Raw genomic sequence first — 13168 nt, forward strand, 5'->3', positions numbered from 1 at the left:
TGTGATATAATTATCAGGTAAAAAATTTTTAGGAGTTTATTATGGTTTCTTCAGAATTTATCTCAAAGATTGAATTTGCTTGCAAGAAGAAGGAAAGTCTTTATAGTCAAAGCAAATTTAAGTATGCGATTCGTTCGATGTTTGCAGGTGCATTCTTAACTTTCAGTACAGCTGCTGGTGCAGTTGGGGCTGACTTGATTAATAAAATTGCACCAGGTAGTGGACGTTTCCTCTTCCCATTTGTCTTTGCTTGGGGCTTGGCCTACATTGTTTTCTTGAATGCCGAGTTGGTAACATCAAATATGATGTTCTTGACTGCTGGTAGTTTCTTGAAAAAAATCTCTTGGAGAAAAACGGCTGAGATTTTACTTTACTGTACCTTGTTCAACCTTATCGGGGCCTTGATAGCAGGTTGGGGCTTTGCCCACTCAGCAGCCTATGCACATCTGACTCACGATAGTTTCATCTCAGGGGCTGTTGAGATGAAGTTAGGCCGTTCAAGTGAATTAATCTTGCTTGAGGCGATTTTGGCAAATATTTTCGTAAATATTGCGATTCTTTCATTTGTTTTGGTCAAAGATGGTGGTGCCAAACTTTGGCTTGTGTTGTCAGCGATTTACATGTTTGTATTCTTAACAAACGAGCACATTGCGGCGAACTTTGCTTCTTTCGCGATTGTAAAATTCAGTGTTGCTGCTGATTCAATTGCTAACTTCGGTGTTGGAAATATGCTTCGTCACTGGGGGGTAACCTTTATTGGAAACTTTATCGGAGGAGGCCTCTTGATGGGTCTTCCATATGCCTTCCTCAATAAAAATGAAGATACTTATGTAGATTAAGAAAATGAGCACGATTGATTCGTGCTTTTTTCGATTTTGTAAGAACTAATAGCCACTTCTTATATCAAAATATAGAAAACTGATATTTGTAAACTATAGCTTAAGGTGCTACAATATCCTTAATGAAACTATATGGAGGTCGCCTTATGACTCGTGATTTTAAATTTGAAACTTTACAACTGCATGCTGGTCAAGTTGTGGATCCAGCTACCAAGTCTCGTGCAGTGCCGATTTATCAAACAACATCCTTTGTTTTTGATGACACGCAGGAAGGTGCCGATTTGTTTGCCTTGAGAAAACCAGGGAACATTTATACTCGTATCACCAACCCTACAACAGCTGCCTTTGAAGAAAGAATTGCTGCCCTTGAAGGTGGTGTTGGAGCTCTTGCAACAGCATCAGGTATGGCCGCAGTGACTTATACGATTTTGGCACTTGCCCATGCTGGTGATCATGTGGTAGCGGCATCAACTATTTACGGTGGAACCTTCAATCTTTTGAAAGAAACACTTCCTCGTTATGGTATCACAACAACCTTTGTGGACGTGGATAATTTAGAGGAAGTGGAAGCAGCTATCAAAGACAATACTAAGCTTGTCTTAATTGAAACCTTGGGTAACCCCTTGATTAATATTCCAGATTTGGAAAAATTGGCAGAGATTGCTCATAAGTATCAGATTCCACTTGTTTCTGACAATACTTTTGCTACACCTTATTTGATTAACGTCTTTTCTCACGGTGTAGATATTGCCATTCACTCTGCGACTAAGTTTATCGGTGGGCATGGTACGACTATTGGTGGAGTGATTGTCGATAGCGGTCGTTTTGACTGGGCGGCTTCAGGGAAATTCCCTCAATTTGTTGACGAGGATCCAAGCTACCACAACTTGAGCTATACTCGTGATGTGGGTGCAGCAGCCTTTATTATCGCTGTCCGTGTCCAATTGCTTCGTGATACAGGTGCAGCCTTGTCACCATTTAATGCCTTCCTCTTGCTTCAAGGACTTGAAACCCTTTCACTTCGTGTGGAACGTCATGTACAAAATGCTGAGAAAATTGTTGATTTCCTTGTCAACCATCCTAAGGTAGAAAAAGTTAACTATCCAAAATTGGCAGATAGTCCTTACCATGCTTTGGCTGAGAAATACTTGCCAAAAGGTGTGGGCTCAATCTTTACCTTCCATGTCAAAGGTGGGGAGGCAGAGGCACGCAAGGTAATTGATAATTTAGAAATCTTTTCTGACCTAGCAAACGTGGCAGATGCTAAATCGCTTGTTGTCCATCCAGCAACAACTACTCATGGTCAATTGTCTGAAAAAGACCTAGAAGCAGCAGGTGTTACACCAAACCAAATCCGCTTGTCTATTGGACTTGAAAATGTAGATGATTTGATCGAAGATTTGCGCTTGGCCTTGGAAAAAATTTAAAGAAAAAGAAGATAAACAGTGGGTTTCGACTCGCTGTTTTTGATTTTCCCTCAGGCATGATATAATGGATAAAGAAGTCTAGAAAGAGGAATGTTATGAACGAAATCAAATGCCCCAACTGTGGGGAAGTCTTTACAGTAAATGAAAGTCAGTATGCCGAACTTTTGTCCCAAGTGAGAACAGCAGAGTTTGATAAGGAATTGCACGATCGCATGAAGCAGGAACTGGCCTTGGCTGAGCAAAAGGCCATGAATGAACAACAGTCTAAACTAGCTCAAAAAGACCAAGAAATTGCGCAATTACAGAGTCAAATCCAAAACTTTGATACAGAAAAAGAATTGGCCAAGAAAGAGGTTGAACAGATAAGCCATGAGGCCTTATTGGCTAAGGATAAGGAAGTACAGGCCTTGGAAAACCAATTGGCAACCTTGCGTTTGGAGCATGAAAATCAACTGCAAAAGACCCTTTCTGACCTAGAAAAAGAGCGGGATCAGGTTAAAAATCAGCTTCTTTTACAAGAAAAAGAAAACGAGCTTTCTCTTGCTTCTGTTAAGCAAAACTACGAAGCCCAGCTCAAGGCAGCAAGTGAACAAGTCGAATTTTACAAGAATTTTAAGGCTCAACAATCTACAAAAGCGATTGGGGAAAGTTTAGAACAGTATGCAGAGAGTGAATTTAACAAGGTCCGTAGTTTCGCCTTTCCAAATTCTTACTTTGAGAAGGATAACAAGGTCTCTGCGCGTGGGTCTAAGGGGGACTTTATCTTCCGTGAGAGTGATGAAAATGGAGTTGAAATCATTTCTATCATGTTTGAGATGAAAAATGAAGCGGATGGAACAGAGAAGAAGCACAAGAACGCGGATTTCTACAAGGAATTAGACAAGGACCGTCGTGAAAAGAACTGCGAATATGCCGTGTTGGTGACTATGTTAGAAGCAGATAACGATTACTTTAACACAGGGATTGTTGACGTCAGCCACGAGTATGAAAAGATGTATGTGGTTCGTCCTCAATTCTTTATCCAGTTGATTGGCCTCTTGCGAAATGCGGCGCTTAATTCCCTAAAATACAAGCAGGAGTTGGCCTTGGTTCGGGAGCAAAATATCGATATCACGCATTTTGAGGAAGATTTGGATGCTTTCAAGCTAGCTTTTGCCAAGAACTACAACTCAGCTTCGACAAACTTTGGTAAAGCTATTGATGAAATCGACAAGGCCATCAAACGCATGGAAGAGGTTAAGAAATTCCTAACTACATCTGAAAACCAACTCCGCCTTGCAAACAATAAACTGGAAGATGTTTCCGTTAAAAAATTGACCCGGAAAAATCCAACTATGAAAGCGAAGTTTGAAGCACTGAAGGGGGAGTAAAATTCCCTTAGGAACAGAGATTTATATGAAAAAAGTTGTAGAAATTATTAGAACATGGTCAGCTGATAAAATAGAATTAATTTTTCTTAAAATTATATTTAAATATTTGCTGTATTTTTTAGTGTTTTCAACAGTAATGTTTTATGTTTATATTTTTAACCATTCATCGACCACTTACACAAAGGTATTAACAGTATTTCTTGCCCTTCTTATATTGTTTATTCTTCTATCTAAATTATTACTAGATAGGGCTTTAATTGATATTTTATTTGAGGATATCAATTTAACAAAGTATCAGGATATAGTTGCTAGAGCTGATGCAAATTCTTTAAATAGAAATGTTCAGATTCTTCCCAAATATTTGGCAAATGCAAAAGTATCCTTTTATAGAGGACTATTCCAAGATAGTTTAGAATTGCTGAATAAAATAAAAAATAGTAATCTAAAAAAATCCCAAAATCTGTACTATGTTTTTAATATCAAGTATTATAGTATCCTAAACTTGGTTCATTTGAATGATTGTATGGAATTGCAAGAATTGATGGTAGAAATTGAAGGTCTAACAAGTAACTTTCAATCAAAAATTTTTAAATATCAGGAAGAAATTTTGAGTTTAAAGGCTATTGTTGATATCTATTGCAATAAAATATCAAACGACTACTTTGACATTACTGAGCCAGAAAGTAAGCTAGCTCGAATCATGTTTTCTTATTACGGCGCTCTCAATGCCCAATTAAAAGGAGATGAAGAACGTGCCCGTAGTTTGTTTGAAAGTATCGCCCATGAAAATCCAGAACTCTTTTATGTTCAGGAAGCGAAAAAATATTTAGAATTAGTGAAATGAGAGTAATATATGAAATTAGTAAAAAAAATAGTAAGTAGCGCGACAGAAAACACTCTTTTACAACTTGATAGGACTATTCTAATTTGCTCAATTATTGGACTTGTTTTGGATGTGATGGCAGTATGCTTAGTATTTCAAAGCAATTTGGAAATATTGGGATTCATATTATTAGTTATTGTCTTTTTAGTTCTCGGCTTTGTATTTTATTTAAGATTTGTATCTAGAAAAGTTATTGATTTAGTGTTAAACGATTCTATTAATCTTAAGCTCTATGTAGACATGTTCAGAGTTCAATCAGAAAAATCTATTAAGCCCTTTAGAGCAACATATCGTGAGTATTACCAATTTATCCAAGGTCAAGTGGCTTATCTAAAAGGAGATTTTCAATCAGCTAAGGAAAACATGTCCAAATATGATTTGAAGAAAATTTGGAAGAGATTCAGAAACCATGTGTTTTTAATATCAAACTTTGAACTATTAAAAGTTTCCATTCATCTTCAAGATGCGCAAGATATTGCTTTCTTTGAGGAACAATTGTCCAAGGCACCAGATCTTAAAGGAGGCAAAGCTAAACTTGTTGCTCAAGCCCAAGCAATAAAAGATATTGTATTCAATAAAGAAGCAAACGACTACTTTGACATTACTGAACCAGAAAGTAAGCTAGCTCGAATCATGTTTTCTTATTACGGCGCTCTCAATGCACAGATAAAAGGAGATGAAGAGCGTGCCCGTAGTTTGTTTGAAAGTATAGCACATGAAAATCCAGAACTCTTTTGTGTGCAGGAAGCTAGGAAATATTTAGAAAAATGAGCTGATATAGTTTTAAAATCTGTCTAAGATAGAATATGTTGATGTAAAGTGAAAAGGAAATCAGAAAGCAAAAATGAACGGTATTATCAACTTAAAAAAAGAAGCGGGGATGACCTCGCATGATGCGGTTTTTAAACTGCGTAGGATTTTGGGAACCAAGAAAATTGGTCATGGTGGGACCTTGGATCCGGATGTGGTGGGTGTTTTGCCCATTGCGGTTGGCAAGGCGACTCGAATGGTCGAATTTATGCAGGACGAGGGCAAAGTCTATGAGGGGGAAATTACTCTTGGCTATTCCACGACGACGGAGGATGCCAGTGGGGAAGTAGTCGCAGAAACGCCTGTTTTGTCGCCCTTGGATGAAAAAATTGTTGATGAAGCGATTACGAGTTTGATTGGGCCTATTAATCAGATTCCGCCTATGTACTCTGCGGTTAAGGTCAATGGTCGCAAGCTCTATGAGTATGCACGTGCTGGTCAGGAAGTAGAGCGTCCAGAACGACAGGTGACCATTTATCAATTTGAGCGGACAAGTTCGATTTCTTATGAGGGTCATCTTGCACGCTTTACTTTTCGTGTGAAATGTAGCAAGGGAACCTATATTCGTACCTTATCGGTTGATTTGGGAGAAAAACTTGGCTATGCTGCCCATATGTCACATCTAACACGGACTAGTGCAGCTGGTTTGCAACTAGAAGATGCTCTTACCTTGGAAGAAATTACTGAAAAAGTAGAGGCTGGTCAACTGGACTTTCTCCATCCTTTAGAGATTGGAACAGGTGACCTTGTCAAAGTTTTCCTAACTCAAGAAGAGGCTACAGAAGTACGCTTTGGTCGTTTTATTGAACTCGAACAAACAGAACAAGAATTGGCTGCCTTTGAAGATGACAAATTGCTTGCCATTCTAGAGAAGCGAGATAATCTCTACAAACCAAGGAAGGTTTTTAGCTAGTATAATTGAAGTGTAGGAATTGGAATTGTTTCCCCTAAACTATCCAAACCAGACTATAAATTTTGTAAAAAATATGATAGAATAGACGATGGATAAAAAAACGGAGGATAGCATGCAAAATAGACCAATCATTATCGGAGTGACAGGCGGTTCTGGTGGTGGTAAGACCAGTGTTTCAAGAGCCATTTTATCGCATTTTCCTGATGAAAAGATTTCCATGATTGAGCATGATTCATACTATAAGGATCAGTCTCATTTGACCTTTGAAGAGCGTGTCAAAACCAACTATGACCATCCTTTTGCCTTTGATACAGACTTGATGATCGAGCAGATTAAGGAATTGTTGGCAGGGCGTCCGGTGGACATCCCGACTTATGACTATACAGAGCATACACGAAGCAGCAACACCTATCGTCAAGAACCTCAAGATGTCTTTATCGTTGAGGGGATTTTGGTCTTGGAGGACAAGCGTCTGCGCGATTTGATGGATATCAAGATTTTTGTGGATACAGATGACGATGTGCGTATTATTCGTCGGATCAAGCGTGATATGGAAGAGCGTGGCCGTAGCCTTGATAGCGTTATTGACCAGTATTTAGGTGTGGTCAAACCCATGTACCACCAGTTTATCGAACCAACTAAGCGGTATGCGGATATCGTCATTCCTGAAGGAGTCAGCAATACAGTGGCTATTGACCTTTTGACAACCAAGATTGCAAAGATTTTGGAAGAAGCTCGAAACAGCAAATAAACAGATGTGGAGGCCTTGCCTCCTTTTTCTATTTTTCCTTCATAATGGTACATAAATGGAGATTTTTAGGCATATTTTTGGTATAATAATACCCATGAAAGAGCAAGAAAATGAATAGTAGGTGGAGATGGAAAAGTATTTATCGGTAACAACTTTGACCAAGTATCTGAAAATGAAATTCGATAAAGACCCTTACTTGGAACGGGTCTATTTAACTGGTCAAGTTTCCAACTTTCGTAAACGACCTACTCACCAATATTTCTCCCTAAAAGATGACCATGCAGTTATTCAAGCGACTATTTGGTCTGGGATTTATCAGAAATTAGGTTTCGACCTGGAAGAAGGGATGAAGATCAACGTGATTGGGCGTGTGCAGGTCTATGAACCAAGTGGTAGCTACTCCATCATCATTGAAAAGGCAGAGCCTGATGGGGTCGGGGCGCTTGCGATTCAGTTTGAACAACTCAAGAAAAAATTGACAGAAGAAGGCCTGTTTCAAGAACGCTTCAAGCAACCTCTGCCTCAATTTTCTAAGAGAATTGGTGTGGTAACCAGTCGCAGTGGAGCTGTTATTCGAGATATTATCACGACCGTCAGCAGGCGATTTTCAGGTGTCGACATTCTCCTCTATCCGACCAAGGTTCAAGGAGATGGAGCAGCAGAGGAAATAGCTCGAAATATTGCGCGTGCTAATCAACGGGACGATTTGGATTTGCTGATTATTGGTCGTGGAGGAGGTTCCATTGAGGATCTCTGGGCATTTAACGAAGAAATTGTGGTACGAGCTATTTTTGAGTCTCGTTTGCCAGTTATCTCTAGTGTGGGGCATGAGACAGATGTGACCTTGGCAGATTTTGTGGCGGATCGTCGAGCTGCAACACCAACGGCAGCTGCTGAACTGGCAACCCCTGTGACCAAGTTGGATGTATTAGCTCATTTGCAAAATCAGGAAAAACGGATGGCAACAGCAGTCCGAAATGTCCTATCTAAGAAACAAGAAGCTTTGAAAAAATTCAGTCAGTCTGTTATCTTTAGACAGCCAGAGCGCTTGTATGATGGCTATTTGCAACGGCTAGACCAATTACAATTGCGCTTAAAACAAAGTTTGCGAACACGGATTTCTGATAACAAACAAGTCGTCCAAGCAAGGACTCATCAACTAGTGCAATTATCACCTATTGTCAAAATTCAACGTTATCAAGACCGTCTTGGTCAGTTGGATAAGCTCTTAAGCAGCCAAATGGCGCTGGTTTATGATGCTAAGGTTGCTGAAGTGAAGCGACTTTCGGAAGCCTTGTTGATGTTGGATACCAGTCGAATCGTGGCGCGTGGCTATGCTATTGTCAAGAAAGAAGAGTCCGTTGTAGATTCGGTTGGGAGTTTGAAGAAAAAAGACCAAGTGACGCTTTTGATGCGAGATGGTCAAGTAGAATTAGAGGTTAAAGATGTCAAAACAAAAGAAATTTGAGGAAAATCTAGCAGAACTGGAGACCATTGTCCAAAGTTTGGAAAATGGTGAAATTGCTCTGGAAGATGCGATTGCGGCCTTTCAAAATGGTATGGTCTTGTCAAAAGAGCTCCAAGCTACGCTGGACAAGGCTGAAAAGACCTTGGTCAAGGTCATGCAAGAAGACGGAACAGAAAGTGATTTTGAATGAAAAAGCAAGAAAAATTAGCTCTTGTCGAGTTAGCCTTGGAAGATTTTTATGGAGACCAGCAGTTTGCCTCTAGTTTGCGAGAGTCTGTTCTCTATTCCATTCATGCTGGTGGCAAGCGTATTCGGCCTTTTCTCTTGTTAGAAGTTCTGGAAGCCTTGCATATTGCCATCAAACCTGCTCACGCGCAGGTAGCTGCGGCCTTGGAAATGATTCATACAGGGAGCTTGATTCACGATGATCTTCCAGCTATGGATGATGATGATTACCGTCGGGGACGCTTGACAAATCATAAGAAATTCGGCGAAGCAATGGCCATTTTGGCAGGAGATGCCTTGTTCCTAGATCCTTATGCCTTGATAGCGCAGGCAGATTTGCCAAGTCAGATAAAGGTAAACTTGATTGCAAACTTATCTCTTGCTTCAGGAAGTCTAGGCATGGTAGCAGGGCAGATTTTGGATATGGAGGGCGAACATCAGCATTTGTCTTTGGAAGAACTTCAGACTATTCATGCCAATAAGACTGGGAAATTACTAGCCTATCCCTTCCAAGCAGCTGCTATTATAGCTGAATTGGCACCTGAGATGCAGGCAAAACTTAAAACTGTAGGTGAATTGATTGGGCTTGCTTTTCAAGTTCGAGATGACGTACTGGATGTGACAGCTAGTTTTGAGGAAATTGGCAAGACACCACAAAAGGACCTACAGGCAGAAAAATCAACCTATCCTGCTTTGTTGGGCTTGAAAGAGGCTATTGCCTTTTGTAACCAGACTTTGGATCAAGCTAATGTCAAATTAGAAGAAATTGCCCAGTATGTTCCCTTTAAGATAGAATCGATTGTGAAAGTAGTAGAAAGTTTGAGAATCAATGGCTAAGGAAAGAGTGGATGTACTAGCTTATAAACAGGGCTTGTTTGAAACGAGAGAGCAGGCCAAGCGTGGTGTCATGGCTGGCCTAGTCGTAGCAGTCCTTAATGGAGAACGGTTTGACAAGCCAGGAGAGAAAATTCCAGGTGACACCGAGCTAAAACTCAAGGGGGAGAAACTCAAGTATGTCAGCCGTGGTGGCTTGAAATTAGAAAAGGCCTTGCAGGTCTTTGATTTGTCAGTGGAAGGAGCTACAACGATTGATATCGGTGCCTCTACTGGAGGTTTTACCGATGTCATGTTGCAGAATGGTGCTGAGTTAGTCTTTGCAGTTGATGTTGGTACCAATCAGTTGGCTTGGAAATTACGCCAAGACCCAAGAGTTGTCAGCATGGAGCAGTTCAATTTCCGCTATGCTGAAAAGACTGATTTCGAAAAGGAACCGAGCTTTGCCAGTATTGATGTGAGTTTTATTTCTCTCAGTTTGATCCTTCCGGCCTTGCACCGTGTCTTGGCAGATCAAGGTCAGGTCGTGGCTCTGGTTAAGCCCCAGTTTGAGGCAGGACGTGAGCAGATTGGAAAAAATGGAATCATTCGAGATGCTAAGGTCCATCAGAATGTCCTTGAATCTGTCACAGCTATGGCAGTAGAGAAAGGATTTTCAGTTCTTGGTTTGGACTTTTCTCCGATCCAAGGTGGACATGGAAATATTGAGTTTTTAGCGTATTTAAAAAAAGAAGAGTCAGCAAGCAACCAGGTTCTTGCTGAAATTGAAGAAGTAGTAGAGAGGGCGCATAGTCAATTTAAAAATGAATAAAAAAGAGAGACTTGAAAAAATTAGACGATTTGTGACAGATTATCAAATCGGTACGCAAGAAGAAATAGTAGAACATTTGAAAGAGGCAGGTATCACTGCCACTCAGGCAACGGTATCACGAGATATCAAAGAGCTGGGTATTGTCAAAATTCCTTTGAGAGACAATACTTATGTCTATGAATTGCCAAAATCAATCGTAAAAAGTTTGCAACTAGCTGAAGACAATATTGAGTCAGCTGAATTGATGGATAAGATGATCAATCTCCAAGTCATCCCAGGAAATACAGCTTTTGTAAAGGCTCAGTTAATCGAGACTTTTGCGGACAAGATTTTTAGTTGCTTGGCTGATGATAGCTCGATTTTAGTCATTGCCAGAAGTGAAAGTCTAGCTGAGGAAATCTTTGAACAAGTAAAAAATTGGTAGGTCTATATGTTACTTGAAATTTCGATAAAAAACTTTGCCATTATTGAGGCTATTTCCCTCAATTTTGAAAAGGGAATGACTGTCCTGACTGGTGAAACAGGCGCAGGGAAGTCGATTATCATTGATGCCATGAATATGATGTTGGGGGCTCGTGCGACGACAGATGTTATTCGTCATGGTGCGCCAAAGGCAGAGATTGAGGGGCTTTTCTCAGTTGAGAATAGTCGCCTTTTACAGGAAATTTTTGATGAGCAAGGTTTGGAAATGGGTGATGAAATTATCATCCGTCGAGAAATCTTGCAAAATGGTCGTAGTATCAGCCGTGTGAATGGCCAGATGGTCAATCTGTCTGTTTTGCGTGCTATTGGGCAACATCTTGTGGATATTCATGGTCAACATGACCAAGAAGAGTTAATGCGTCCCCAACTGCATATCCAGATGTTGGATGAATTTGGTGATACAGCCTTTTGGGCCTTGAAAGAAACCTATCAAACGAGTTTTGATGCCTACCGTAAAATGCGTAAGCAGGTTCTGGAAGTCAAGAAAAACCAACAGGAACACAAGGCACGTATCGAAATGTTGGAATTTCAAATGGCAGAGATTGAGGCAGCAAACTTGCAAGCAGGTGAAGACTTGACTCTCAATCAAGAGCGAGATAAACTTCTAAACCATAAAAATATTGCGGATACGTTGACCAATGCCTATAGTATGTTGGACAATGAAGAGTTCTCGAGTCTGGCCAATGTTCGTTCGGCCATGAATGATATGGAGAGTGTCGAAGAGTACGACCCTGAATACCGTGAAATTTCAAGCTCTCTGTCTGAGACCTACTATGTCTTAGAAGACATTAGCAAGCGTTTAGAAGCTATCATTGAGGACCTTGATTTTGACGGCAATCGTCTCATGCAGGTTGAGAATCGTTTGGACCTCCTTCATACCATTACCCGTAAATATGGTGGGACTGTTGATGATGTCTTGCTTTATTTTGCCAAGATTACGGAAGAATACAATCTCTTGACAGGCAATAATCTTTCTTCTGAGGACATGGAAGCAGAGCTTAAGAAACTGGAAGTCAATCTTGTTGATTTGGCAGGTCAGCTTGCCTCTGCTCGTCATGATTTAGCTCAGCAGCTTGAAGCTGAGATTAAACAAGAACTGCAGGACCTTTATATGGAAAAAGCCCAGTTTCAGGTTCGTTTTAGCAAGGGCAAATTCAGTCGTGAGGGAAATGAAATGGTCGAGTTTTACATTTCAACCAACCCTGGCGAAGACTTTAAGCCCTTGGTCAAGGTTGCTTCTGGCGGAGAATTGTCTCGTCTCATGCTAGCCATTAAGTCAGCCTTTTCACGTAAAGAAGGCAAGACAAGTATTGTCTTTGATGAAGTGGATACAGGAGTTTCAGGCCGTGTAGCTCAGGCTATTGCACAGAAGATTCACAAGATTGGTCAGCATGGTCAGGTTCTGGCTATTTCCCATTTGCCACAAGTGATTGCGATTGCAGATTATCAATTTTTTATTGAGAAGATTAGCAATGAACATTCAACAGTTTCGACTGTTCGTCTCTTGACGGTTGAAGAGCGAGTGGAGGAAGTTGCCAAGATGTTGGCAGGTGATGATGTGACGGAAGCAGCCCTGACGCAAGCCAGAGAATTGTTGAGAAACAGGGAGAAATAAGATGACAGACTATTATGTAATTGGAGATGTTCACGGAAAAGCTGGGATGCTGGAAGACCTTCTCAAAACATGGGATGGTCAGACCCAGTTGCTCTTTCTAGGGGATTTGATTGACCGCGGTGAAGATAGTCGCCGTGTTCTAGAAATGGTTAAGGACTTAGTGGACAATCAAGGGGCGATCTGTTTGTCAGGAAACCACGAGTATATGTTTCTGACTTGGCTCGATAACCCAGAAGAAAGTTATGACCACTATCGTCGTAATGGTGGAGATACAACTATTAACTCTATCCTAGGTCGTCCCTTGGATGCCCCAGTTGATGGAGTAGAAGATGCCCAGCGTGTTGCTACTGAAGCGGCAGATTTGGTCGAATTTATTCGTCAAATGCCATTTGTGGTAGAGACAGACAAGTATATCTTTGTTCACGCAGGTATTGATTTGACCTTGGATGACTGGCATGAAACCACAGATTATAAAAAAGTCTGGCTCAGAAAACCATTCCACGAAGCAGAAAATCATACTGGGAAAACCATTGTCTTTGGACATACACCGGTTTATGGTTTGCTGAAGCAAGAGCGTGGTACTGCTGAGCTTTGGACTACAGAAGATGGCAAGATTGGAATGGATGGAGGAGCTGTTTATGGTGGTGTCCTTCATGGGATTGTCTTTACAGACCAAGGAATGACAGAACACCACTTTATCGAAAATGACGGCTTTGTTGCTGAAGATTAGTACTCCTGG

14 protein-coding genes are annotated in these 13168 nt (G+C 40.7%); all 14 read left to right on the forward strand.

What is annotated here, in order from left to right; genetic code table 11:
* Positions 1–41: 41 nt before the first annotated feature.
* The 14 genes from B7700_RS06400 to B7700_RS06465 all read left to right on the forward strand — a co-directional run bounded on the left by B7700_RS06400 (position 42) and on the right by B7700_RS06465 (position 13159).
* Positions 42–839, forward strand: a complete 798-nt coding sequence (locus B7700_RS06400) for a formate/nitrite transporter family protein (protein WP_084887848.1) — start codon at positions 42–44, stop codon at positions 837–839.
* A 146-nt stretch (positions 840–985) separates the two neighbouring features.
* The gene (locus tag B7700_RS06405) at positions 986–2266 is read left to right on the forward strand and encodes an O-acetylhomoserine aminocarboxypropyltransferase/cysteine synthase family protein (protein WP_084887850.1); all 1281 of its coding nucleotides are present in this window, start codon (positions 986–988) and stop codon (positions 2264–2266) included.
* Positions 2267–2361: 95 nt separating this feature from the next.
* A complete protein-coding gene (locus tag B7700_RS06410) occupies positions 2362–3636 on the forward strand; it encodes a DUF2130 domain-containing protein (RefSeq protein WP_084887852.1) in 1275 nt (424 codons plus the stop codon).
* Between the two features lie 25 nt (positions 3637–3661).
* On the forward strand, positions 3662–4480 hold the full coding sequence (locus B7700_RS06415) for a hypothetical protein (protein ID WP_239822556.1): 819 nt from the start codon (positions 3662–3664) through the stop codon (positions 4478–4480).
* 9 nt (positions 4481–4489) lie between these two features.
* A complete protein-coding gene (locus B7700_RS06420) occupies positions 4490–5290 on the forward strand; it encodes a hypothetical protein (protein WP_084887855.1) in 801 nt (266 codons plus the stop codon).
* 73 nt (positions 5291–5363) lie between these two features.
* Positions 5364–6242 (forward strand): tRNA pseudouridine(55) synthase TruB, encoded by an 879-nt coding sequence (truB, locus tag B7700_RS06425; protein WP_084887857.1) that lies wholly within the window; start codon positions 5364–5366, stop codon positions 6240–6242.
* A 112-nt stretch (positions 6243–6354) separates the two neighbouring features.
* Positions 6355–6993 (forward strand): uridine kinase, encoded by a 639-nt coding sequence (gene udk, locus B7700_RS06430; protein ID WP_084888085.1) that lies wholly within the window; start codon positions 6355–6357, stop codon positions 6991–6993.
* 127 nt (positions 6994–7120) lie between these two features.
* Complete coding sequence (xseA, locus tag B7700_RS06435) at positions 7121–8461, forward strand: exodeoxyribonuclease VII large subunit (protein WP_084887859.1); 1341 nt, start codon at positions 7121–7123, stop codon at positions 8459–8461.
* Positions 8439–8651, forward strand: coding sequence for an exodeoxyribonuclease VII small subunit (locus B7700_RS06440; RefSeq protein ID WP_084887861.1), 213 nt, complete (start codon positions 8439–8441; stop codon positions 8649–8651). The genes xseA and B7700_RS06440 overlap by 23 nt, the downstream gene beginning before the upstream one ends.
* Positions 8648–9523, forward strand: a complete 876-nt coding sequence (locus B7700_RS06445) for a polyprenyl synthetase family protein (protein ID WP_084887863.1) — start codon at positions 8648–8650, stop codon at positions 9521–9523. Before B7700_RS06440 ends, B7700_RS06445 begins: the two co-directional genes overlap by 4 nt.
* Positions 9516–10331, forward strand: coding sequence for a TlyA family RNA methyltransferase (locus tag B7700_RS06450; protein WP_084887865.1), 816 nt, complete (start codon positions 9516–9518; stop codon positions 10329–10331). The genes B7700_RS06445 and B7700_RS06450 overlap by 8 nt, the downstream gene beginning before the upstream one ends.
* Positions 10324–10755 (forward strand): arginine repressor, encoded by a 432-nt coding sequence (locus B7700_RS06455; protein WP_020900686.1) that lies wholly within the window; start codon positions 10324–10326, stop codon positions 10753–10755. The genes B7700_RS06450 and B7700_RS06455 overlap by 8 nt, the downstream gene beginning before the upstream one ends.
* A 6-nt stretch (positions 10756–10761) precedes the next feature.
* Positions 10762–12429: a DNA repair protein RecN gene (gene recN / locus B7700_RS06460; RefSeq protein ID WP_084887867.1), complete on the forward strand. Its 1668-nt coding sequence runs from the start codon at positions 10762–10764 to the stop codon at positions 12427–12429.
* A gap of 1 nt (position 12430) precedes the next feature.
* Complete coding sequence (locus tag B7700_RS06465; RefSeq protein ID WP_045611522.1) at positions 12431–13159, forward strand: metallophosphoesterase family protein; 729 nt, start codon at positions 12431–12433, stop codon at positions 13157–13159.
* Positions 13160–13168 lie beyond the last annotated feature (9 nt).

The organism is Streptococcus mitis, from assembly GCF_002096755.1.
Classification (GTDB): domain Bacteria; phylum Bacillota; class Bacilli; order Lactobacillales; family Streptococcaceae; genus Streptococcus; species Streptococcus mitis_AC.